Genomic DNA, 22,063 nt, shown 5'->3' on the forward strand with positions numbered 1-22,063 from the left:
GATGCCTTTCGCATCAAAATCATCTGTCTCGACCGCGCGCGGGATGTGTATGCCCCTGTGGCTGCGAAGCGAGCTTGTCCCACGCGGGTGCGATCGCCTGCCGCACCTCTAGATAGGCCGCAAATAGTCGGTCATAACGGCGAGCCTCGTCCGCGTCGGGCGCTTCGGTTTCACCAAGCAGCGGCGTCACCCATTCGGCAATGCAGTCGTCCATGGTCGCATAGGCGCCGATTGCGACGGCGGCCATCATGGCAACGCCTGCGGCTCCCGCCTCCTGGCGTTCAGAGACTCTGACCGGCGCATTGACGGCGGCCGAGAGCGATTGCTGCAGTGCGCGGCTTCGTGCCGCTCCGCCTGTCATCCGCAGCTCCAGCGGCATATCGCCCATCGCCGCGTAACAATCGCGCGTCGCCATGCCGAGCCCTTCGACCACGGCGCGAACCAAGTCCGGAAAGCCGTGGCGAATGGAGAGCCCGGTAAAGCCGGCCCGCGCATGGGCATTGACGAAGGGGCCGCGTTCTCCCGCCTCGGAAACATAAGGGTGGTAGAGAATGGAACCGGGACGGCTTTGAGCGAACCAGGCGTCGATCCGGGAGATGAGATCCGAGGCGGCTACAGGCTTGCCCGCTTCGGACATCAGATCGGCGGCAATCTGCAAAATCCAGTCGATATTGATCGTCGCACCCATATTGGTCTGAACCTGGGTGACGATGCCGGGGATCGGCAGGGTGATGACATAGCCGGTGCCCTCGGCATTGAGCTGGACATCGGAGACCGCCTTGGCGCGCATATGCACGCCTGTCGAGCCAATCGTCGAGCAAGCGGCATTCTGGCCGGCGGTACGCACTCCGGCGCCGAGCGCCGTCATGACCATATCGACATAGCCAAGGCAGACGGGCGTGCCGGCCAGCAGCCCGGTCGCGCTTGCCGCATCGGCCGATAGCGGATGCGTGAGCTCGGTCCCTTCGATGATCTCGGGCAGAAGGGATGTTCTGTGATTGAGGCCGAGCGCGTCGATGACGACGGAATCGTAGCGACGCGTGCGGAAATTGCCGAAAGTGAAGCTTGCCTCGGACGGATCGGTCGCGCGAATGCCGGTGAGATTGAGGTAGAGCCAATCCTTGCAATGCAGCGCCGTTTCGGCGCGATCGAGAAGCTCCGGCATATAGCGGTCCATATGCGCGAGCTGCGAGCCCTGCTGACAGGTGTTGAGCCCGGTGCCGGTCGCCTCGAAACGCGCGCGATTGTCCGGATGGCTGCTTAAGCGATTGACGGTCGGGGCGGCCCGTGCGTCGAGCCATAGCCAGGCATCGCCGACGGGCTCGTTATTGGAGCCGACGAGCCAGGTGCCGTCTCCTTGGCCGGTCACGGCAATGATGGCGGTACGCGCGGCAAGGTCGTTGACCATGTCAGCGAGCCCGCGCAAGGCGCTGACGCAGTCCGTCCACGTACGGCCGAGCGGCTGCGTAGCGGAGCCGTCATCTCCCATCGTGTACTGATTGCGCGCCGAGGCCGACGCGATCTGCCGGCCCGAAAGCTCGAAGGCCACGGCTTTGATGACGGAGGTTCCCGCATCAATGCCAATGATGAGCGTTTCGTTGCTAGGCATTGCGCAATAGCTCCGGCGCGCCAAGACCTGCATCCACGGCGGTCAATCCTTGTGTCGCATCCATTCTTCGCTCCTCCCCAATCGCTTTCATTGAACCGCGCCTGCGGCGCCATCTCAACGACTGCATTCGCTGCCGAAATGCTCGATCAGATTATAACGTAGAGATATCATAATGTACGCAATATTTTTCTGGCAATGTAATTTTTTTCATATAAAATGGATGGTGTCAATTGTTTCGGATATCCCGCGAGCCAAGCGGCGCTTGGTTGGCGGGCATTGCATGGCTTGGCCTTGAAGTGGTCGCAGCCAGGATGCGGCCAATTGAGCAATCAGCAAATTGACGCTAAAAACTATTGGTTTTCAACGGTATTTTTTTGGCCTCTGTTGATTTATGGACACTAAGCCGAGCATTGGTGAATGCCGAAAGGCTGGCGATGGCGGCAAGCGCGATGACTATCGTTGCCGGCCCTATCTCATGGACGGCGAATGCGCCAGGAAGCCAGTAGGATCAAGAGAGGCTATTGACACATCGGAAAATTTATAACATGGTTTATGGCGTTAATAACATAAATATATCGCAGCTAGCGTCATAGCTGTGATGATGAGGTCAGGTGATTGGGGGAGACAAGCGCCGGCAACCGAGGAGGAATTTCGATGAGCTATTTCGTTTCAGGATCCGGTCCGGTTTGGTGCCAAGGCGATCGCGTCTGTGAACGAGGCACGCGCCGTTCCGTTGGCGCAGGCCGACAGCGGCTTCGATGATTGCCGGCCGCGGCTCGCGGTTCCCTTCCTTGTCAACAGAGCAATCCGGCCGATAGCGCCGAAGGTCTTTCGAATATGAGTGCACAAATTCAAAACGCGGCCTCCAAGCCGAAATTCACACTATGGGCGAGCGTGGCGGCGGCGGTGATCGTCATCGCGGCGATCGGCTTCGATACGACTGTCGTAAGGATCGGCTCCAAACATGACGTGCGCGAACAGGCATTCTCGCCAGAGGCCTATGGCGCACAGGAATTCCCGAAGGTAGTGGCGAATGTCGAGCAGCGCGCCGTTGGTGCCGTCGATCTCGCCAATGCGATCGCGGCCGACAAGAAGGCGGCAGGCGACAAATACGGCGTTGCCACGAGCACCGGCCCGGTCATGCCGGTTTCGCTGGCCGGCGTCTTCGGCGTCCGAAAAGCCAATTACAACGAGATCAAGGTGGATGGATTGCCGGACGACGTCGTTGTCCGCGTCCAGACGGGTCCGGCCGTCAACGGCGCGGACCTGCGCGATGCCACGGGCACCATCGAGTTCGGCCAGTTCACCAATCAGATCGAGTATCAGGATGCCGGTTCGGCGATCAACAACGAGATGAAGAAGAACGTTCTTGCGGGTCTCGACGTCGACAATCTGTCGGGCAAGACCGCATCCGTCGTCGGCGTCTTCAAGCTCATCAATCCGAAGAACTGGCTGATCACTCCCGTCAAGGTCGAAGTCAAATGAGTGCAGCGCTGCAAAATGAGGGCGCACGCGGCGAAGTCGTTCTTGCCGCCCGCCACATCACGAAATCCTATGGCAGTGTCCATGCCCTGAAGGGCGTCAATTTCGACATTCATCGCGGCCAGGTGACCACTCTCTTCGGGGAGAACGGCGCGGGGAAATCGACGCTGATGAAGATCCTCTCCGGCGTTGTCCAGCCGAGTTCCGGCGAGATCGTCCTCGATGGCCAGCCGGTCTCGTTTTCTTCCTCCACCCATGCCCGCGAATGCGGCATCTCGATCATCCATCAGGAACTCAGCCTCGCTCCCAACCTCAATGTCCGCGACAATATTTTCATGGGCCGCGAGATCATCAAGAGCGGCGGCGTGGACTTTGCCGAGGAGGAGCGCCAGACGCGCGCCCTGATGGCGGAGCTTGAAGAGGAGATCGATCCGCTGACCCCCGTCGAGGATCTGCGCCTCGGCCAGCAGCAGATCGTCGAGATCGCGCGCGCTCTGTCGGTCAATTCGCGTATCCTCATCATGGATGAGCCGACCTCAGCGCTTAGCGCCAGCGAGGTGGAGGTTCTCTTCAAGGTCATTCGCGACCTGACGAGCCGGGGCGTCTCCATCGTCTATATCTCGCACCATCTCGAAGAGGCGCTTCAGATCACCCACCATGCCGTCGTGCTTCGCGACGGTAACATGACCGCTTATGCCGAGCGCAAGGACATCGATCTCGAATGGATCGTCCGTAACATGGTCGGCGAAAACTTCGACCTCGGAAGTCCGCCGACCGGCCATGAGATCGGCGAGGTTGCGCTTGCACTTGAGAGTTTGACGGTTCCTGGCCCCTCCGGCGCTGCCTATAACGCGGTGGATCGTCTTTCGCTGCAAGTCCGTGCCGGTGAGATCGTCTGCATATACGGTTTGATGGGGGCAGGGCGCACCGAACTGCTCGAATGCGTCGCGGGACGTCTTCGCTCGAGCGGCGGCAGGGTCCAGCTCGAAGGCCGTGATATCGGCAATCTCAACATCGCCGGACGTATCGCCAGCGGCTTGGTGCTGGTGCCTGAAGACCGCCAGCGCGACGGCCTCGTGCAGACGATGACAGTCGGCTCCAATCTTTCGCTCGCCAGCATCGCTGCTTTCACCAAGGGATTGCTTACCTCCGGCGGGCGCGAGCGGGAACTGGTGAACAACTCGATCCGCAAGGTTCATATCAAGACGGATGGTGGCGAGGCGGCGATCGGCTCCCTTTCGGGCGGCAACCAGCAGAAGGTCGTGATCGGCAAGATGCTCGCGACCGAACCCAAGGTCATGCTGCTCGACGAGCCGAGCCGCGGCATCGATGTCGGCGCGAAGGCGGAAGTCTTCAAGCTTTTGGCCGAACGCGCCAAGCAGGGCCTGGCGGTGATCTATTCGACCTCGGAGGTCGGCGAATGCCTCAGCATCGCTCACCGCATCATCGTCATGCATCGCGGCAGGATATCCGCCGAATTCGGTCCCGACGTCACCAAAGAAAAAATCATGGCCGCCTCGGGCGAAGCAGTGGTCGCGCACTAGCCGGCAATTATGGAGCACTGATTATGTCAGTCACGAATGTCACTGAAAAGAAAGCGGTTGCGAACGGGCAGAGGCGGAACACCAATGTCATTCGGTTGATCCTCGAAGGCCGCGCGTTCTTCGCGCTGATCGTCATCGTCGCAGTCTTTTCCTTTCTGTCGCCCTATTATTTCACGCTCAACAACTTCCTGATCATGGCCTCGCATGTCGCGATCTTCGGCATTCTGGCGATCGGCATGCTTCTGGTGATCCTGAATGGCGGCATCGACCTCTCCGTCGGTTCGACGCTTGGCCTTGCGGGCTGCATCGCCGGCTTCCTGATGCAAGGTGTGACGCTGTCGAGTTTCGGCGTCATCCTGTATCCGCCGGTCTGGGCCGTCGTCGTGATCACCTGCGCGCTCGGCGCGGTCGTGGGCGCTGTGAACGGCGTGCTGATCGCTTATTTGCGCGTACCTGCCTTCGTGGCGTCGCTCGGCGTTCTCTATGTGGCGCGTGGCGTCGCGCTGCTGATGACCAACGGCCTGACCTACAACAATCTCGGCGGCCGGCCGGAACTCGGCAATACCGGTTTTGACTGGCTCGGCTTCAACCGCCTGGTAGGCATTCCAATCGGCGTCATCGTATTGGCGGCGCTCGCCATCATCTGCGGTCTGGTGTTGAGCCGCACCGCCTTCGGCCGCTGGCTCTATGCCTCCGGCGGCAATGAACGCGCCGCCGACCTTTCGGGCGTGCCGGTCAAGCGGGTGAAGATCATCGTCTACGTTCTTTCCGGCGTCTGCGCCGCGATCGCCGGCCTGGTCCTGTCATCGCAGCTCACTTCGGCCGGTCCGACAGCGGGCACGACCTATGAACTGACCGCAATCGCGGCTGTCGTGATCGGCGGCGCGGCGCTGACCGGCGGCCGCGGCACCGTCCGCGGCACGATGCTCGGCGCCTTCGTCATCGGCTTCCTGTCTGACGGCCTCGTGATCATCGGCGTGTCCGCCTACTGGCAGACCGTGTTTACCGGCGCAGTCATCGTGCTCGCGGTCCTCATGAACAGCATCCAATACGGACGTCGGACCAAGTCGGGCTGACGATCGCGACAGAACTTGTCCACGACGGCAGACCTGCTTCAAACAGCTCGCCGATTGCGGAAAGCACCGCCGGTTCGCCGGCATTATCTGAGCTCATCAAATGGGAGAGAGACCAATGTTTAAAAAGGGATTGCGCATTGTTATGACGGCTGTCGCGGTGGCGCCGCTTTTGACCGGGGCGGCATGGGCCGCCGGTCAGATGACGATCATCGTCAACGATCCGGCCAACCCATACTGGCTGACGGAAGGCAATATCGCCAAGGCAACGGCCGAGAAGCTGGGCTATACGGCGACCGTCAGCGCCCACAAAGGCGATACCAATACTGAAAGCAATCTGATCGACACGGCAATCACGAACAAGTCTGTCGCCATCATCCTCGATCCGGCCAATGCCGACGGCTCGGTCGGCGCGGTGAAGAAGGCTGTGGCTGCCGGTATTCCGGTCGTCCTGGTCAACGCTGAAATCAACCAGGAAGGTCTCGCCAAGGCTCAGCTCGTTTCCAACAATGCGCAGGGCGCAGCACTTGGCGCGCAGCAATGGGTCGAAAGCGTCGGCGACAAGGGCAAGTATGCCGAGCTGCTCGGCGCTCCCTCAGACAACAATGCCGCAACCCGCTCCAATGGTTACGAAACGGTGCTGACGCAGTATCCAGACCTGAAGAAGGTTGCACAGGAAGTCGCCAATTGGGACCGCACCCAGGGCCATGACAAGATGCAGTCCATGCTGCAGGCCAATCCCGACATCGTCGGCGTCATTTCCGGTAACGACGAAATGGCGCTCGGCGCGATCGCCGCGCTGAAGGAAGCCGGCAAGCTCGCCAAGATCAAGGTCGGCGGTTTCGACGGTTCGCCGGATGCGGTTGCCGCGATCAAGGCTGGCGAACTGCAGTACACCGTGCTGCAGCCGGTCGCGACCTTCTCCGCGGAAGCCGTCAAGCAGGCCGACAACGTCATCAAGACGGGCAGCACCGGCGCCAAGAGCGAGAAGCAGCTCTTCGATTGCATTCTGATCACCAAGGACAATGTCGACAAATACACCGCTCCGTTCGTGCTGTCGCAGTGATGACAACAGGGGCGCCGGTCGCGGCGCCCCCCATTCGGCCGCCGGCAGTTTGCGGAAGGCGGCCAGGACATGCGCAATGCAAAGGGTTGTTCCATCTCCTCTTTTTGCCTTCGCACTGCATTCGCTGTACGAAACCGACATCGACGAGATTCAGCGGCAGGGGCCAAAGTGACACAGAAGACAAGCTTAGGAACATCCCTCTTGGACGAATTGCCAAGCGACAGCCGGCACACCCGCCAGCTCGCTCGCCGGCAGATGATTGCCGAGGCGGTGATGACGGAAGGCTCCATGCGTATCGAGGATCTGACAGAGAGATTCGGCATCAGTCTGATGACCGCTCATCGCGATGTCGACGAACTCGTCAGCCGCGGTCTTTTCCGCAAGACGCGCGGAATCGTCACGGCCGCCGCCACCAGCCTTATTGAATCGAGCGACGTCTACCGTTCAAACCGGCAAGCGGCCGAAAAGAAATCGATTGCGGCCGCGGCAATGCAGTTCGTTGAGCCTGGCCAGGCGATTTTCTTCGATGACTCCACGACCGTGCTGCAGATGGCAGCCCATCTTTCCGCCAAGGTGCCACTGACGGCGATCACCAACTCGCTGACCCTGATGAACACGCTCAAGGGGATGCATGACGTGACGCTTCTAGCCCTTGGCGGCCAGTATTATAGCTGGTGCAACGCCTTCATGGGCCGCATGACGATCAACGAGATCACTAGGCTGCGGGCCGATATCGCCTTCATTTCGATGTCGGCGATCACCGACGACATCGTCTTCCATCAGTCGCCTGAGATAGTCGACACGAAACGGGCGATGTTCGACTGCGCCGTTAAGCGCATCCTGCTTGCCGATCACACGAAATTCGAGCGGCGTGCGTTGCACAGCTTCGCGGCGCTCGGTGAGTTTGATGCCGTGGTCGTCGATGACAAGACGCCCGCCATCCACATCGACCGCATGCGGTCCAAAGATATCAACGTCGTCATCGCCAAGGGCGATGGGGGTCGGTCATGAGAGTGGCGAGGATAGACGGGGCCAAAAGCGGCCAGTCTGTTCGCGGACCGGATCATGCCTGCGGCCTTTCCACTATCCGGAGTCATGAGAATGCCGAGTCTGCTCGGAATTGATAGTGGTCTGACGGTCACAAAGGCCGTCATCTTCGATATCGACGGCACGCCGATTGCCGTGGCACGGCGGCGCGTCACGCAGTTCATACCCAGGGCCCGCCACATCGAGCGCGATATGGATGAGCTCTGGTCGGCGACGGCGGATGCGATCGCCGAGGCGATCAGCCTCAGCAAGCGTCCTGCCTCCGATATCCAGGCGGTCGCGGCAACCGCCCACGGCGACGGCATCTACATGCTCGATCGCTCCGACAGACCGCTGGGGCGCGCGATCCTGTCGCTCGACAGCCGGGCAGGGGCCGTTGTCGATCGCTGGCTCGAAAGCCCAGTCGCAGACGAAGCCATAGAGCTTACCGGGCAATTGCCGCATGTCTCGGCGCCGTCGGCGCTGCTTGGCTGGATCAAGGAGAAGGAACCGGCCCGTTTTGCCGAAATCGGCCATATCATGAGCTGCAAGGACTGGCTTCGCTTCTGCCTGACCGGGGTGATCGGAACGGATAGAACGGAAGCAAGCACCTCCTTCACCGATGTCGCCAGCCAGGACTATTCGCAGGATGCGCTCAGGCTCTTCGGACTGGAAGCGCTGGCGGATGCCCTGCCGCCGGCCTCACGTTCCGACGAGATCGTCGGTCATGTGACGCGGACCGCTGCGGCGCGTACCGGCCTTGCCGAGGAAACGCCTGTCGTGGCCGGGCTGCACGATGTCACCGCATCGGCGCTCGGTGCTGGCGGTTACGCATCCGGCGTGGTTGCCGTGATTGCCGGCACGTACTCGATCAACGAAACCCTGTCCTCCGAACCGCGCGTCGACAGGCGATGGTTCTGCCGCAATGCCATTGCGCCCGGCCAGTGGAACAACATGTCGATCTCGCCGGCTTCGACGGCGAATTACGATTGGTTCCTCGATCGCCTTTGCGCCAGCGAACGCGTAAGCAGCGAAGCGTCTGGCGGGTCGATCCATGCGCTGTTGGCGCCGGAGATAGAGGCGGCGTTCGCGCGTTTCTCGACGGCGCTTTTCCACCCTTATCTGTTCGGTTCGCCCTACGGCGCTTCCGCAAGCGCCGGCTTCTTCGGTCTGGGCGGCTGGCATGATCGCGGTGACATGCTGCGGGCAGTTCTCGAGGGAATTGCCTTCAATCACAAGATCCATGTCGATGCTTTGAGTGATGGCTTCGCCTTTGGGGAGGCAAGGCTTGCTGGCGGTATTTCCCGCAATCCGAGGGTCGTCCAGATGTTTGCCGACGTACTCGAGATGCCGGTGACTGTGACGGAGACGGATGAGGCAGCGGCTTGGGGCGCGGCTCTCTGTGCAGGTGCGGGCGTCGGTCTCTATGCCGATCCGCAGAGCGACCCTCGCGATGTCCGCAAGATCGCTACAACCTTCCATCCGGATGTATCACGCAGTCTCGATTATCGCGAGAGATACGGGCTGTTCCGTGAGATCGCCGAGGCAATGACCCCGATCTGGCCGAAGATCGGTCGCCTCGCCTCCGCTGAATCACAAGATTAGGACAATAGGCCGCCGCGTGCGGATAGCTCGCACTGACGGTACTTCCGTAGGAAATAATGGTATGACCGATACCGCCGCCGATCTGAAACAACGCTTTGCGACCTTGCCGGACAAGGACATAGACGTCGTCATTCTCGGTGCCGGCGTCAACGGCGCGGGACTCTTTCGCGATCTTGCCGCCCAGGGCGTCAATTGTCTCATCGTCGATAAGGCCGATTTCGGGTCTGGAACGAGCGCGGCGCCGTCGCGCCTCATCCACGGCGGCTTGAAATATTTGGAGACGGGTGAGTTCGGTCTGGTTGCCCAATCGACGCTGGAACGCAATCTCCTGCTTCAGAACGCGCCGCATTGCGTCGAACCACTGCCAACCTTCATCCCGATTTTCTCATGGACGCGGGGCATATGGGCGGCTTTGCGCACGCTGACGGGCTCGACGACGGCACCCCGCAGCCGCGGCGCCGTTCTTATCAAAATCGGGCTTGCGCTTTATGACTTCTTCGGATCACGCAACCGCGTCATGCCGCGTCACCGGTTCATATTGAAGAAGCGCGCGCTCAAGGAAATGCCGTATGTCACTCCCGATATCGTAGCGGGTGGCATTTACTACGATGCCAAGATCAGCCGGCCGGAACGGCTCGTTTACGAACTGGTTATGGACGGGCTTCAGGCCAACAAGAATGCGCTGGCGGCAAACTTCACCATGCTGGCGTCGTCAGCGGGTGGGAAGCTCAGCTTCGAGCGAGCCGAAGGCACGACATTTTCCGTTTCTCCGAAGCTTGTCGTCAACGCCGCCGGTCCTTGGATCGATCGCGTCAATGAAGCGCTCGGGGCGCCCTCGCACTTGATCGGCGGCACGAAAGGTTCGCATATCCTGCTCGATCACCCCGAGCTCGTGCGCGGCCTCAATGGCCATATGATCTATTTCGAGGCGGATGATGGCCGTATTTGCCTCGTCTATGGCTATCTTGGCCTCGCTTTGGTCGGCTCCACGGATATTCCCTGTGACGATCCCGACAACGTCCGGTGCGATGAGCCGGAGATCGACTATTTCCTCGAGAGCGTCCGGACCTTGCTGCCGGGTCTTCGCTTCGGGCGGGAGCAGGTGGTCTATAGCTACAGCGGCATTCGTCCCTTGCCGGCTTCGGATGCATCGTCGCCGGGGCTAATCAGCCGCGACCATTCCGCTCCGGTGATCGAGCCGAAGGCGGATCGTCCCTTTGCGATCGTTTCGCTCGTGGGCGGCAAGTGGACAACCTTTCGAGGCTTTGCCGAGGAAGTTGCGGATCTTGCGCTCCAGCGCCTGAATCGAGCGCGGAGCCAATCCACAAAGCATATCGCGATCGGGGGCGGCCGCGATTTCCCTGCGAATTCGACGGCGCGCGCAGAATGGGTGCGCGCCGTGGCGAAACGAACGGGTGCGACGCCGGGGCGGATCGACCAACTCTTGAGCCGCTACGGCACTACCGCGACGGCGATCCTCGAATATCCATCGGTGCATACTGATACCGTGCGCCTCTCCGGGGCTTCGCATTACAGCGCTCTCGAAATCGATTGGATCGTGCGGCAAGAGCTCGTCGTCCATCTTTCGGACGTGGTGTTCCGGCGCACGACGCTTGCGATCGGGGGCGCGCTGACCATGCAGGGCTTACGCGACATCGGTACAATTGCCGCCGAAGCGCTTGGGTGGACGGAACAGAGGCTTGCGGCCGAGATCGAAGACGTGGTGAATTCGCTCGCAAAGTTCCACAATGGCCGGCTGACGGATGCGTCTGGTCAGCAGCCGGTGGAAGTGCGGATATGAACCGGCCCAGCCTCTGTTTCCGCTCACCCTATTCTTTGTAAGACGCGTCGCTGCGGTCGAGCATCGATTTGAGATAATCGAAATGTGCGAACGCCATGCCTTTGTAGGCATGCCAGCCTTCCGCGGTTTTGCGGGCGATCTCGTCGGAGAGGATGTTCAATGCCTGGCCGCTGGAATAGGCCAACATCAGCGTCTTCGCAGCCTTTTCAAAGAAATAGAGATCCTCGAATGCCTCCGCTACGGTATCGCCGGTACAGGTAACGCCATGATTCCCCATCAGTAGAGTCTTGTTGCTGCCGAGAGAGCGAGCCAGCCTTTCGCCTTCCTCGGCATCATCAGCGATTCCTCCGAAACCGAGATCGATGCCTAGCCTGCCGAAGAAGCGCGCCGTATTGTTGTCGATCGGCTTCATCGACGGGTCCTTGAGGGTGGAAAGTGCCGTCGCATAGGGCGGATGGCAGTGGAGCAGCACGCGGACCGCAGGGCATTCGCGATGGATTGTGCCATGAACAGTCCATGCAGACGGATCTGGTGCATTTGGGCGGCTCATAACCGTCCGATCATCCGCATCAAGCAACAAGAGATCGCTTGCCCGGATTAATCCGAAGTGTTTCCACTTCGGGTTCATCAGGAACCGTTTGCAATTCGCAGACACGGCTGCGCTGAAGTGATTGCCGACGGATTCGCTCCAGCCGAATTCGACGCAGAGACGAAAGGCGGCCGCCAGATCGATCCGCAACTGTGCGAGATCATCGCCGGCAACATCGGCATGGGAAGCCTGTCCGTTCATTTGAACCGTCCTTCGGATGTCAGCGCGCGATAGGTGCTGCGCATCTCGCCGCGATCGGCGTAGCAACCGCGAAGATAGCGTTCGCCGCTGTTTGCCGAATAGGCCGCCCGCCCGTGCACGATGCGGTGATTGTCGAAGACGATGCATTCCGTCGCCTTCAGCGTGAAGCGCATGAGGTACTTGTCGGATTGCAACATGCGGCCGAAACGGCAGAAGGCCGGATAATACCGATCCAGAAAAGTCTGCGGCAGGTCGAATATATCGGCCATGTGTTGGCTGATGGTGACGCCGGACACCTCGCCGTGCTCGTCCAGTTCGATGACCCTCTGACGGGAGCGCACGTCATAGGCGTCGTGCTCGCAGTAATAGGGAATTTCCGTTTCCGTCAGGAGCTTGAAGTCGTCCGGAAACTCCTTCTTCAGATCGTTCGCGACGGCGACGCCATCGAGAAAGAGATTCCTGCCTCCCTCGACGCTATTGGCCCGGCAATGCAGGAATTGCATGCCCGGCGCCATTTCTTCCGCGGGAGTGTCGGTATGCAGTTCCAGAGCCTTTGCCGTATAGGCAAGGTTTGTCGGTTTGATATGCGTGCGCACGTCAAAATAATCGCCGAAGAATGTCGGGCGTACATGTCCCATCAGGCGCACCAGCTCCGTCAGCCCCTCGTTGCTGTCGGGCATGTCCGTCACGATCGCGACACCTTCGACGATCAGCGCCTCCAGCCATTTGGCGACGATGGATTTGTCGGCCAGAAGCTCCGGCTGTGAGAACCTGGCAATGGCGGGATAGTGATCCGAATACCATGGGCGTCGCGGAAGGTCTGCAGGATCATGCCGGCGCTTGCCGTTGCTATACTGCGCCAGCAGGCTCAGCGGATAACGGCTCTTGTGCCCGTCTCCCGTCCAGACGATTTCTAAGGCATTTTCGACCACCGCCGCCTGCTCCGGTGCAGGTGCACCATCGAGATGGAAGATATCGAACACGCGCTCGCGCGTCTGGCTGTCGAACGATGTCGGGCAATTATCCCGCAACCAATAGTAGTTGAAATAGCTTGCCGTTCCACCTGACAGACAGAGATGAAGACCCAGCTCGCCCAGTTTTACCGGTGGTTCGTTCAAAAGACTCGTGCCCATCCTACCCTCTTGCTAGCTTATGTTTTACCGCTGGCCTTCATCTCAAAAGGCCCTTGTTTGTGGACAATAGAGAGGGTAGGCGCTAATCTGAATACTGGAAAAAATACATCTAGTATAATGTAGGGATTATATTGGGCGCTCGTCTTCCACCCCTTCGATTGCTGACGGTCTTCGAGACCGTGCTGCGGACTGGCAGCGTCCAGAAGGCTGCATCGGACCTGAATGTTACGCAACCGGCCGTGAGCCAAGCGCTCAAGACCCTGGAAGACTACGTCGGCACACGCCTGCTTGATCGGAGCAAGCGCCCGGCAACACTCACGGAGGCGGGCAGAATTCTACAGGCTGGCGTTTCGGAGGGGCTTGGGCGCATTGCGGAGGCCTTCGTGCAGATACGCTCGCTTCAGAATGCTGCCGAACAATCCGTCACCGTCGCCTGCAGCGTCGGTACGGCGACCTATTGGCTCATGCCGCGGCTGGCGGATTTTTACAGTGAGCACCAGAACATCGCCGTGAACGTGCTGACGACCGCCGGCGCGCCGGAATTCCAGCCCGGTGTGGATCTTGTCATCCGCTACGGCACGGGCAGGTGGACGGACGGTCGAAGCGTTAAGCTCTTTGACGAAAGGGTCGTTCCCGTCTGCAGTCCGCTCGTCGCTAAACGGATCGAATCCGAAGGCGGCCTGTCGACCGCGACCTTGCTGCATGTCAGAAGCGACGACAATAGCTGGCTCACTTGGAAGGATTATCTCAGTCTCAATGGATTGCCCGAAAATCGGGCGCTGGGCCGCTACTTCACCAACTATGTTCAGGCGACCCAGGCCGCCTTGTCAGGGCAGGGCGTGCTGCTCGGATGGGAGTCAAATGCGGGGGATCTCGTTCGCGAGGGGAGGCTCGTGGTGTTTGGCGCGACTGCCTACTATCCCAAGGAAGCCTTCTTCCTCGTTTCTCCCACGACGTCGGAGCGCGGGGAGGCGGTGCGGCTTCTGACGGAGTGGATCATAGGCCTCGGAAACGGCGGCAATGGCATCGGCGCTTCGGCCTGAGGAGCGGCCGTTCGCATATCCGGAAGGAGCGTCCACAAAGCTTGCCATCCGCGGCAGGCTTTGTGGATCGACATTTTACGTTTGTGCCGGAGTCGGTCTATCGTCCGACATCAGCTTTTACGAAAAGACCGGGTCGAGCGAGCCGGACTTGTAGCGTTTGGCCATTTCGGCGACAGAAAGCGGTTGAATGCGGACGGCGTGACCGGCCGTTCCGAACTGCTCGAACCGCTCCTTGCAAAGCTTCGTCAGCGCCGCCATGGCGGGCTTCATATATTTGCGCGGATCGAATTCGCTCGGGTCTTCCTGCAATACGCGGCGAATCTGGCCGGTCATCGCCATGCGGCCATCGGTGTCGATGTTGATCTTGCGCACACCGTTTTTAATGCCGCGCTGAATCTCTTCCACCGGCACGCCCCAGGTGGGTTTCATCTGGCCGCCATACTTGTTGATGATCTCCTGCAGTTCGGCCGGAACCGAGGAAGAGCCGTGCATGACGAGGTGCGTATTGGGCAGCTTGCGATGGATCTCCTCGATCACGTTCATTGCCAGCACCGAACCATCGGGCTTTCGCGTGAACTTATAGGCGCCGTGCGAAGTACCCATGGCGATGGCAAGCGCATCGACCTTGGTCTCGCGAACGAACTTGACCGCCTCGTCAGGATTGGTGAGAAGCTGATCATGCGACAGCTTGCCTTCGGCACCATGACCATCTTCGGCCTCGCCCATGCCGGTTTCCAGCGAGCCCAGCACGCCAAGCTCACCCTCGACAGAAATGCCGCCGAGATGCGCCATGTCGGTGACCGTCTTCGTCACGCCGACATTGTAATCCCAATCGGCCGGCGTCTTGGCGTCTGCCTTCAGCGAACCGTCCATCATGACCGAGGTGAAGCCGGCCTGAATCGCCGTCATACAGCTCGAGGGATCGTTGCCATGGTCAAGATGCACGCAGACCGGAATATGCGGGTAGATCTCGACGACCGCGTCCATCATGTGCTTCAGCATGATGTCGTTGGCATAGGCTCTGGCGCCGCGTGATGCCTGCATGATGACGGGCGCATTGACAGCGTCGGCAGCCTCCATGATGGCGAGCGCCTGCTCCATATTGTTGATATTGAAAGCGGGTACGCCATAGCCATGTTCTGCTGCGTCATCGAGCAACTGCCTCAACGTGATGCGTGCCATTCAAGCTCTCTCCCTTTGCCATTGTGAGCGACTGCGATCATTTTGATACTTATCGGGATGTCATTTCGATTGCACCGGAGATTGGCTGCAAGTCGTAGCCGGATGCGAGATCGAAGATAGCTGGAACCTCCCGAAAACTTCGTGGAAGGCCTCATAGCATTCCATCAAAATTCATAACAGCATAAACTAACAAGATCACATGGTTTGTGACGCTTTGCTTAAAGTCGCAGGAAATCGCGGGAAATTCCGCCCGCCGCTTTGTTAAGCGCGGATATCTCTTTATACTTCAAGCAATCTTGTCGGTGATTTGATTATTATGTCTTTTCAGGCGTTTTTTCGAGACGAGGCATTCAACCTATGCATCACAGGTTGAGAGAATCGCTTCAATTTTCATGTGATGGGATTATCGGTTCGCCATCCGGTGGCTGTTACAGGCAGGCCGAGGACCTGTGAATGGCATGAGAGGCAGGTGTGCCGCTCAGTTCGCAATTCTGACCGGAACGTGATTTTCATCGAAAAAAAGAAGGGATTGGATCGATCGTCTCGGGGGATAGAGCACGATAGACCCTAATCCAAAACAACGCTTCGCTTGTTCGTTGGCTTCGTTCGGCAATCAGCGCCCGTATCAACGCTTCCGAGCCGGCCATATCGTGCCAGCTCGTTTTTAATCCAGTGGCGGCTTGGTTCACCGCCTCCTCGGCTTCGTCCGATTGGCCCATCTCGCTCTCCTAACGTGAGGATATACGACCGCCTTTCCTAACGTCATTCCCCTCATATGTGGGGATCCCCTTGTTTGTGGAAGCAATCTCGCGGTAAGATGGTATTGAAGCGAGGTGGTGCATCATGCGGGGAACTTCCGATAGCCCAAGATTCGAGCACGCCTTCAATGAGATCAAAGCGGCGCCGAATGTCGACAGCGCCATTCGGTCTCTGCAGGCGGCATATCACGTCGACTACGTGACTTACCATCTTGCGCAGACCATCATGGATACGATCGACGCGCCATTTGTGCGTACCACCTATCCGGACGCCTGGGTTTCCCGATATCTTCTCAGTGGCTACGTCAAGATCGATCCCGTCGTTAGGGAAGGCTTTCTCCGTCAACTTCCGTTCGACTGGAGCGAGGTGGAGCCGACACCGGAGGCCTATGCACTATTGGTCGACGCGCAGAAACATGGTCTCGGCGGCAACGGTTATTCCATTCCGGTTGCCGACAAGGCCAGACGCCGGTCGCTGCTTTCCATCAATTCAGGCTTGCCGGCCGATAAGTGGCAGGAATTGGTCGTCAGTTGCCGAGAGGAATGGACGGAACTTGCACATCTCATCCATGGCAAAGCCGTGTTGGAACTTTATGGCGAACATGATCCGGTGCCATCCTTGAGCCCAAGGGAAATCGAGTGCCTGCATTGGACAGCGCTTGGCAAGGACTATAAGGACATCGCGCTGATCCTCGACATTTCCGAACATACGACACGCGATTATCTGAAGACGGCGCGGTTCAAGCTCGGCTGCGCCACCCTCTCGGCTGCCACCACCAAAGCCGTCCAGCTTCGCATCATCACGCCCCTGACCAATCCCCTCAAATGAGGGGCTCCATTTGCGGGATTTCCGATAGCGGTTTTCCGGCCCATTCTCGCCTTACGACAGCAACTGTTGGAGGCGAAAATGTTCATAGTTATTCAGGCTCATGAATATCATAAATATGCGAACATCCTCGATCAGATGTTCCGCCTTCGTAAGACAATCTTCGCAGATACGCTCGGCTGGGACGTAAACGTCATCGGACCTTACGAGCGCGACAGCTATGATGCGCTCGGCCCCGCCTATCTTGTTTGGTGCGATGAGCGCCGCATGCGGTTCTACGGCGGGATACGGCTCATGCCGACGACAGGGCCGACGCTTCTTTACGACGTCTTCAGAGACACGTTTCCGGCCGCAACGGACCTCGTTGCCCCGGGGATTTGGGAAGGAACGCGCATGTGCATCGATGAAGCTGCCATTGCGAGCGAGTTTCCCGACATCGATGCAGGCCGGGCATTCAGCCTGTTGTTGCTCGCGCTTTGCGAATGCGCGCTCGATCATGGCATCCACACTATGATTTCCAACTATGAACCCTATCTCAAGCGCGTGTACAAGCGGGCAGGTGCCGAAGTTGAGGAACTCGGCCGCTGCGACGGATATGGAAAATATCCTGTTTGCTGCGGTGCGTTCGAGGTCTCGCAGCGTGTGCTCGCAAACATGCGGCGCATGCTCAAAGTCTCGGCTCCCCTTTATGTTCGCCCGAAGCCGATCCGATCCGTTACGACCCGACTGTTGGAGATCGCGGCGTAAGAAACGTGACCTTCGTGTTTCGAATTAGGAGGTGCTCATGCCCGAAGACGATAGTCTGAGAGTGCGTGAATTTGTCAGAATGTTCAGGCTGATTTCCACGGCGAAGGAGGCGGCCGAAGCGCTACAGCTTCGCAACCTTGTCCACCTGACGAACATGGCACTGCTGCAGGTGGCATTGGACTGGGATGGTCTGGACCCGGAACGTGACCCCGATATCGATCTCGGAGGGCTCGTTCGCGAAAAAGCACGGATCGCGATGAGGAACGGCAGAGAGAACCTGCTCGTCCTACCTCATCCTTGAATGACGAAACCTGGGCGGGGACATTCAATGATTTCCATTGGGTCGGGTCGGCGCCTTCGTCGACCTGATCTTGTCCAGAGCGTCGTTGCGGCTTTGAAGGGTGGCATTCGACTCGGTGCCGGGAATCAAAAAAATGCCCCGCGGCGCGGGGCAATTGCCTAATACGACCTGTTAGTGCCAGGTCTGTCTGTTATACCAGCTATCAATGTCGCGCCGCGCGCGATCTCTTTCCAAACCATAGCGTTCCTGGATTTTGCCTTCGAGCTGATCCAGGCGACCGTCGATTTGATCGAGGTCGTCGTCCGTGAGCTTACCCCATTGCTCCTTTACCTTGCCTTTAACCTGCTTCCAGTTTCCTTCGACTCTATTCCAGTCCATGATTTTCTCCTCGCTATCTCGGTTGCTCATGGGGAGATAACGCTGCTTGGCTGTCTTTGTTCGGGAAAAAGGCCTGCGACGAGGAGCGAAAATGACAGGCTAAATAGACTTACGAGAGATCGGCCAGGATGGGCCGCAACCCCATCCCAGTAGGGTCAAGTGACGTACAGAACGATCATCGGAAGCCCGCAGATATTTAGGCCCGCCGCGAAGCTGGGCAAGCACGCGACGGGCCAGGGCATCGCCGCTTGGTTCATGCGATACCCAGTGGCGCCCCCCCTGCCACCCGCGTTCAAACCACGATAATCTGGGAAAGTTCCAGGGTATTTTCTGAAAGCCCGGCTAAAGACCTAGACGTTGTACAAAAGGCGTAGTTCCCCAGCCGAGCCATTGTTTGACCGCTTCTTTCTTGGTTCTATGGTCGCCGCACGACCCGCATGACTAGCGAGACGATAAACAAAACCAGGAAGATGAAGAATAGAAACTGTGCGATCGAAGCAGAGGCGCCTGCAATGCCCCCGAATCCGAGAACACCGGCAATCACTGCCACAACCAAAAACACGAGAGCATAGTAAAGCATCGTGGTCTCCTTTCGATTGATGTAGGAGATAACGGAGCGCTTCGGTATTAGTTCCGAAAGGTCATGCCCGCGCCAATCTAACCTTTCGAGCATGGCTATCGCATCGATCGTTCAAACCACAGATGGACGCCGGCGGCGACCGGGGCGGGAGCAACTATTTGTTGGCTATCCAAATCCGACGGCATGCTGGAATGATCTGTCGCCCTCATTGGGCTCCGGCGGTTCCGCCGCCTGAAGGTAGAATTTGACAGGCGCCGTCAGAACGAACCAAATACTTGCGCCGAACAAAAAATACGCGCCCACGGAATCGCCGGAGCCGGCGAAAAACGGAAGGCTGGCGGACATGAACAACACAGTCATTCTCACTGACCATTCTGTTTCCCGTCTTGCGAAGGCATGTGTCCTAAGGCGCGCATATTCCCGCCGGCCATATGTGTCGGCTTTTCTCATCGACAAATAGAGCTTCCAAACGGAAGGAAGTGCCAGCATGATGAGCGCTGCAGCGCTGACGAGGAATCCCGAGCCGTGTAGAAAGTGTTCAGCGGCAATGAAAAGAAACAGGAGTACGGCAAGGTGCCAAGTCGGCTCGAGCCGCTCTGGAGGTTGACCGGAATAAATATGCCAGGCTCGAAGCCAGTTGGCTGCGCCATCGAGCAGTGGCTGATCGATGTAACGATTGATCCATTCCATTGCGTAAGTCGTCCCATTTGCCGGAGGAGAAGGGAACACCACGCAATTCCGTCATCATCGTGGCAAGATTAGTGATAAGCAATAAATGGCTGTCACCGAAGGCGCCGCTGACGGCCGGAACCTGATGAACAGTCTGCCGTTTATAGCCATCTCTCATCGGAGGACATCATGCAATTCACCGACATAGCTATCGCGTTCAATGGGGCGACCGCTCCAGTGGAATTCATCGGCGAAGGAGTCAAACTGTGAACACTGCCAACCTCCAACTCGAAGGTCTCCTCACCGCAGTCGCTTCAATCAATGCCCTTCTCGTCGACAGCGGCATCGTTTCTCGCAGCGAGATGCAGCAGGCGTTGGAACGAGCACAGCAAGGTGTCAATGGCGAGGCCCGAGGCCTTTCGGAAGCCAATCGAAAGGCCATGCTCTTTCCCATTCGCCTTCTGCTGCTTGCCAACGAGGACTCTGATTTGGGAAGATCCAGGACATTTGCCGAATATGCAGAGGCAGTCGGCAAATCATCCTGAAGAATGCCTGATGTCCGAGACATGCCTGAGGAGAACCCGAGAGCTGCAGCCGCCGGGCCGAAAGAGTTTGCGGCAGATTATACCATTCCTGTTTGCCGCAAACGGGACGTTCGCACGAGGCCGCGCGTCGATGTAAAACTCCATCCGACAATCATGAAGCTGCGGTCGAGCTGAAAGTGAATGCTCCGGTACCGTCGCCCTACGGCTGCTCTCTCGTTCCCGGCGCGGCCGTCCGTTCGTCCGCTTCTTCCAGATCGCTTTTTACCAGAAATGCGTCGGTATGTTTGCGGGCGGCTTCCCGTAATGCATCAAGTTTCGGCACGTCGTCGCCCTCGATCTCGATCTTATCGAGATGGAACTCGCCGCTGATCTGTCTTTCTGCACGTTCCCAGTGCTCGACGGCTCGACCTTCCGGTCTGCCTTCGTTCTCCCAGATGGCGTAAGCCCGCTCTCTGATTTCCTTTTCAAGGTCTCTTGTTGCCGGTTCCGCCGCTTTTGATTGATCGGCTGCTGGTGAATTGATGGGTGCGTTGTCTGCCATCGGTCATCTCCTTTTGCCTATCAAATCGACGTAAGGAGAGTATGTTCCGTGCCCACGCTTGCCTTTTGCTCGTTCACCGCAAATTTCTGCGACGGCAGGTCGTCGACTGGCGGCAAACGCGCTCCGCGATCTACTTGAGCAAGATGCCTTTGGCGGCAAGGCCTCGTCTCAGCCGCTCGATCATGGCGTGGCGCGTCTCCGACCATTCCCTCGTTTTCGCCCAGTATTCGATCATCAGGACCGTCTTATCGGCGGTAAGATCGTCCGAATAAACGCGGGACAGCGGATCCTTTTGCACCCGTTCGTCCGATCTGACGAGTTCGAGGATCGTCTGCATTACGATGTCGATATCGACATCGTTGCCGACAGCCACCGATAATTGCTGGCGCCGGCTGACCTCGCGGCTATGATTTTTGATCGGTGTATTCCAGAGCGTGGAATTTGGAGCCATCAGGTAGAGGCCGTCGGCCGTCTTCATCTCGGTGGCGAACAAGCCTATTTCGAGAATGCGTCCTTCGACGTTGGCAGTCTCGATATACTCACCGACGCGCAGCGGCCTCAGCACCAGAAGCATGATGCCGGCTGCAATGTTTTGAAGCGTGCCTTGCAGCGCCAAGCCGATCGCCAAGCCTGCAGCGCCCAGAGCAGCAACGATCGATGCGGTCTGGATGCCGAATTGCGCCAGCACGGCGACAAAGACAAAAATGAGAATGCTGTAGTGCAGCAGGTTTTCGAAAAAGCGCGCGAGCGTCTCATCGATCCCATGTATTCTCGACAGGCCTTCATAGGCCCACCGGCTTAAAACGCCGGACAGAATCCAGCCGGCGACGAGAAGAATGACGGCGCCAAGGATGGAGAAGCTATATTGTACAATCAGTGCCGCTGCTTGGCTGAAGGCGGCGCGGGCGGCGAGAATAAGATTGACCGGCTGATTTTCCATCGGAAAAGCATCCTTCCAAGATAGTGTCGACTTTGATTGGGTCTGAAATAGTTCGTTGCCCCCGTTTTCAACCGAGACGTTACGGTTTCTGTCGAGGCGAAGCTTAGCCCTGAGCGGTATCGAGGACGGCGATGCACGAAACGCCGCTCCTTCACGGGCGCGCTGGCAAGCTTATTTCTACTTGGAGGATCAAGGTCTTCCGGCTGTCGCTCGGTGCATGACATGAGGGGCACGGAACATGAAAAGAACTCGCTGCCCTCTGGCGGATAGCGGCGAGTTCTCTTCATTCAGTCCGCCGCAAAGCACTCATCTTTCCGCTTTGTGGCTGCACGAAATTCTTCGACTCAGCACCGCCCCGAATTCCGCAGAATACTTGCCACATGCCGGGGCATCCAAATAGTCGCTAATAGGTATTAGCGCGTTC

Annotated in this window: 22 protein-coding genes; 12 read left to right on the forward strand and 10 right to left on the reverse strand. The window is 58.5% G+C overall.

Annotated features, from left to right (window positions below; translation table 11 throughout):
* Positions 1-19: 19 nt before the first annotated feature.
* Positions 20-1,609: an FGGY-family carbohydrate kinase gene (locus ACXHXG_RS22180; RefSeq protein WP_457900746.1), complete on the reverse strand. Its 1,590-nt coding sequence runs from the start codon at positions 1,607-1,609 to the stop codon at positions 20-22.
* A gap of 837 nt (positions 1,610-2,446) precedes the next feature.
* Here ACXHXG_RS22180 and ACXHXG_RS22185 point away from each other — a divergent pair.
* The 7 genes from ACXHXG_RS22185 (at position 2,447) to ACXHXG_RS22215 (ending at position 11,206) form a co-directional block, all read left to right on the forward strand.
* Entirely contained in the window at positions 2,447-3,094 is a 648-nt protein-coding gene (locus ACXHXG_RS22185) for a DUF2291 domain-containing protein (protein WP_457900747.1), read from the forward strand.
* Positions 3,091-4,635 (forward strand): sugar ABC transporter ATP-binding protein, encoded by a 1,545-nt coding sequence (locus ACXHXG_RS22190; protein WP_457900748.1) that lies wholly within the window; start codon positions 3,091-3,093, stop codon positions 4,633-4,635. The genes ACXHXG_RS22185 and ACXHXG_RS22190 overlap by 4 nt, the downstream gene beginning before the upstream one ends.
* A gap of 23 nt (positions 4,636-4,658) precedes the next feature.
* Positions 4,659-5,711 carry an ABC transporter permease gene (locus ACXHXG_RS22195; protein WP_457900749.1) on the forward strand — a complete coding sequence of 351 codons (1,053 nt, stop codon included), beginning with the start codon at positions 4,659-4,661 and terminating at the stop codon, positions 5,709-5,711.
* Between the two features lie 115 nt (positions 5,712-5,826).
* Positions 5,827-6,774, forward strand: coding sequence for a D-ribose ABC transporter substrate-binding protein (locus ACXHXG_RS22200; RefSeq protein ID WP_199773653.1), 948 nt, complete (start codon positions 5,827-5,829; stop codon positions 6,772-6,774).
* Positions 6,775-6,942: 168 nt separating this feature from the next.
* The gene (locus ACXHXG_RS22205; RefSeq protein ID WP_283053906.1) at positions 6,943-7,785 is read left to right on the forward strand and encodes a DeoR/GlpR family DNA-binding transcription regulator; all 843 of its coding nucleotides are present in this window, start codon (positions 6,943-6,945) and stop codon (positions 7,783-7,785) included.
* Between the two features lie 90 nt (positions 7,786-7,875).
* A complete protein-coding gene (locus ACXHXG_RS22210) occupies positions 7,876-9,405 on the forward strand; it encodes an FGGY-family carbohydrate kinase (protein ID WP_457900750.1) in 1,530 nt (509 codons plus the stop codon).
* A 61-nt stretch (positions 9,406-9,466) separates the two neighbouring features.
* Positions 9,467-11,206 carry a glycerol-3-phosphate dehydrogenase/oxidase gene (locus ACXHXG_RS22215; RefSeq protein ID WP_457900751.1) on the forward strand — a complete coding sequence of 580 codons (1,740 nt, stop codon included), beginning with the start codon at positions 9,467-9,469 and terminating at the stop codon, positions 11,204-11,206.
* Between the two features lie 28 nt (positions 11,207-11,234).
* Here ACXHXG_RS22215 and ACXHXG_RS22220 read toward each other — a convergent pair whose 3' ends face one another.
* Both ACXHXG_RS22220 and ACXHXG_RS22225 read right to left on the reverse strand, forming a co-directional pair.
* The gene (locus ACXHXG_RS22220; RefSeq protein WP_457900752.1) at positions 11,235-11,996 is read right to left on the reverse strand and encodes a class II aldolase/adducin family protein; all 762 of its coding nucleotides are present in this window, start codon (positions 11,994-11,996) and stop codon (positions 11,235-11,237) included.
* Entirely contained in the window at positions 11,993-13,129 is a 1,137-nt protein-coding gene (locus tag ACXHXG_RS22225) for a TauD/TfdA family dioxygenase (RefSeq protein WP_457900753.1), read from the reverse strand. The genes ACXHXG_RS22220 and ACXHXG_RS22225 overlap by 4 nt, the downstream gene beginning before the upstream one ends.
* A 131-nt stretch (positions 13,130-13,260) precedes the next feature.
* Between ACXHXG_RS22225 and ACXHXG_RS22230 the strand changes: the two genes are divergently transcribed.
* Entirely contained in the window at positions 13,261-14,172 is a 912-nt protein-coding gene (locus ACXHXG_RS22230; protein WP_457900754.1) for a LysR substrate-binding domain-containing protein, read from the forward strand.
* A 117-nt stretch (positions 14,173-14,289) separates the two neighbouring features.
* Here ACXHXG_RS22230 and fba read toward each other — a convergent pair whose 3' ends face one another.
* Entirely contained in the window at positions 14,290-15,354 is a 1,065-nt protein-coding gene (gene fba, locus ACXHXG_RS22235) for a class II fructose-bisphosphate aldolase (protein ID WP_104826870.1), read from the reverse strand.
* 509 nt (positions 15,355-15,863) lie between these two features.
* Positions 15,864-16,073, reverse strand: coding sequence for a hypothetical protein (locus ACXHXG_RS22240; RefSeq protein ID WP_260305180.1), 210 nt, complete (start codon positions 16,071-16,073; stop codon positions 15,864-15,866).
* A 124-nt stretch (positions 16,074-16,197) separates the two neighbouring features.
* On the opposite strand from ACXHXG_RS22240, the gene ACXHXG_RS22245 reads away from it, so the two are divergent.
* The 3 genes from ACXHXG_RS22245 (at position 16,198) to ACXHXG_RS22255 (ending at position 17,986) form a co-directional block, all read left to right on the forward strand.
* Positions 16,198-16,941, forward strand: a complete 744-nt coding sequence (locus ACXHXG_RS22245; protein ID WP_260305179.1) for a LuxR family transcriptional regulator — start codon at positions 16,198-16,200, stop codon at positions 16,939-16,941.
* 78 nt (positions 16,942-17,019) lie between these two features.
* Complete coding sequence (locus ACXHXG_RS22250) at positions 17,020-17,685, forward strand: acyl-homoserine-lactone synthase (RefSeq protein ID WP_104826867.1); 666 nt, start codon at positions 17,020-17,022, stop codon at positions 17,683-17,685.
* 37 nt (positions 17,686-17,722) lie between these two features.
* The gene (locus tag ACXHXG_RS22255; RefSeq protein WP_104826866.1) at positions 17,723-17,986 is read left to right on the forward strand and encodes a hypothetical protein; all 264 of its coding nucleotides are present in this window, start codon (positions 17,723-17,725) and stop codon (positions 17,984-17,986) included.
* A gap of 171 nt (positions 17,987-18,157) precedes the next feature.
* On the opposite strand, the gene ACXHXG_RS22260 is transcribed toward ACXHXG_RS22255, so the two are convergent.
* The 3 genes from ACXHXG_RS22260 to ACXHXG_RS22270 form a co-directional block, all read right to left on the reverse strand.
* A complete protein-coding gene (locus tag ACXHXG_RS22260) occupies positions 18,158-18,364 on the reverse strand; it encodes a CsbD family protein (protein ID WP_104826865.1) in 207 nt (68 codons plus the stop codon).
* Positions 18,365-18,779: 415 nt separating this feature from the next.
* The gene (locus ACXHXG_RS22265; RefSeq protein WP_028750291.1) at positions 18,780-18,944 is read right to left on the reverse strand and encodes a DUF1328 domain-containing protein; all 165 of its coding nucleotides are present in this window, start codon (positions 18,942-18,944) and stop codon (positions 18,780-18,782) included.
* 165 nt (positions 18,945-19,109) lie between these two features.
* On the reverse strand, positions 19,110-19,634 hold the full coding sequence (locus tag ACXHXG_RS22270; RefSeq protein WP_260305178.1) for a hypothetical protein: 525 nt from the start codon (positions 19,632-19,634) through the stop codon (positions 19,110-19,112).
* 245 nt (positions 19,635-19,879) lie between these two features.
* On the opposite strand from ACXHXG_RS22270, the gene ACXHXG_RS22275 reads away from it, so the two are divergent.
* Complete coding sequence (locus tag ACXHXG_RS22275; RefSeq protein ID WP_457900755.1) at positions 19,880-20,158, forward strand: hypothetical protein; 279 nt, start codon at positions 19,880-19,882, stop codon at positions 20,156-20,158.
* Between the two features lie 199 nt (positions 20,159-20,357).
* Here ACXHXG_RS22275 and ACXHXG_RS22280 read toward each other — a convergent pair whose 3' ends face one another.
* Entirely contained in the window at positions 20,358-20,699 is a 342-nt protein-coding gene (locus tag ACXHXG_RS22280; protein ID WP_457900756.1) for a DUF2934 domain-containing protein, read from the reverse strand.
* Between the two features lie 130 nt (positions 20,700-20,829).
* The gene (locus ACXHXG_RS22285; protein ID WP_104826861.1) at positions 20,830-21,639 is read right to left on the reverse strand and encodes a mechanosensitive ion channel family protein; all 810 of its coding nucleotides are present in this window, start codon (positions 21,637-21,639) and stop codon (positions 20,830-20,832) included.
* Between the last annotated feature and the right edge of the window lie 424 nt (positions 21,640-22,063).

It is taken from the genome of Rhizobium sp. LEGMi-198b, assembly GCF_054114205.1.

Excerpts from the sequence above, each read along its gene's own strand:
- ACXHXG_RS22255 (WP_104826866.1), top strand. The coding sequence starts at position 17,723 with ATGCCCGAAGACGATAGTCTGAGAGTGCGTGAATTTGTCAGAATGTTC.
- ACXHXG_RS22265 (WP_028750291.1), bottom strand. The coding sequence starts at position 18,944 with ATGCTTTACTATGCTCTCGTGTTTTTGGTTGTGGCAGTGATTGCCGGT.
- ACXHXG_RS22210 (WP_457900750.1), top strand. The coding sequence starts at position 7,876 with ATGCCGAGTCTGCTCGGAATTGATAGTGGTCTGACGGTCACAAAGGCC.
- ACXHXG_RS22270 (WP_260305178.1), bottom strand. The coding sequence starts at position 19,634 with ATGGAATGGATCAATCGTTACATCGATCAGCCACTGCTCGATGGCGCA.
- fba (WP_104826870.1), bottom strand. The coding sequence starts at position 15,354 with ATGGCACGCATCACGTTGAGGCAGTTGCTCGATGACGCAGCAGAACAT.
- ACXHXG_RS22280 (WP_457900756.1), bottom strand. The coding sequence starts at position 20,699 with ATGGCAGACAACGCACCCATCAATTCACCAGCAGCCGATCAATCAAAA.
- ACXHXG_RS22260 (WP_104826865.1), bottom strand. The coding sequence starts at position 18,364 with ATGGACTGGAATAGAGTCGAAGGAAACTGGAAGCAGGTTAAAGGCAAG.
- ACXHXG_RS22195 (WP_457900749.1), top strand. The coding sequence starts at position 4,659 with ATGTCAGTCACGAATGTCACTGAAAAGAAAGCGGTTGCGAACGGGCAG.
- ACXHXG_RS22185 (WP_457900747.1), top strand. The coding sequence starts at position 2,447 with ATGAGTGCACAAATTCAAAACGCGGCCTCCAAGCCGAAATTCACACTA.
- ACXHXG_RS22190 (WP_457900748.1), top strand. The coding sequence starts at position 3,091 with ATGAGTGCAGCGCTGCAAAATGAGGGCGCACGCGGCGAAGTCGTTCTT.
- ACXHXG_RS22220 (WP_457900752.1), bottom strand. The coding sequence starts at position 11,996 with ATGAACGGACAGGCTTCCCATGCCGATGTTGCCGGCGATGATCTCGCA.
- ACXHXG_RS22215 (WP_457900751.1), top strand. The coding sequence starts at position 9,467 with ATGACCGATACCGCCGCCGATCTGAAACAACGCTTTGCGACCTTGCCG.
- ACXHXG_RS22200 (WP_199773653.1), top strand. The coding sequence starts at position 5,827 with ATGTTTAAAAAGGGATTGCGCATTGTTATGACGGCTGTCGCGGTGGCG.
- ACXHXG_RS22225 (WP_457900753.1), bottom strand. The coding sequence starts at position 13,129 with ATGGGCACGAGTCTTTTGAACGAACCACCGGTAAAACTGGGCGAGCTG.
- ACXHXG_RS22250 (WP_104826867.1), top strand. The coding sequence starts at position 17,020 with ATGTTCATAGTTATTCAGGCTCATGAATATCATAAATATGCGAACATC.
- ACXHXG_RS22240 (WP_260305180.1), bottom strand. The coding sequence starts at position 16,073 with ATGGGCCAATCGGACGAAGCCGAGGAGGCGGTGAACCAAGCCGCCACT.
- ACXHXG_RS22245 (WP_260305179.1), top strand. The coding sequence starts at position 16,198 with ATGCGGGGAACTTCCGATAGCCCAAGATTCGAGCACGCCTTCAATGAG.
- ACXHXG_RS22285 (WP_104826861.1), bottom strand. The coding sequence starts at position 21,639 with ATGGAAAATCAGCCGGTCAATCTTATTCTCGCCGCCCGCGCCGCCTTC.
- ACXHXG_RS22180 (WP_457900746.1), bottom strand. The coding sequence starts at position 1,609 with ATGCCTAGCAACGAAACGCTCATCATTGGCATTGATGCGGGAACCTCC.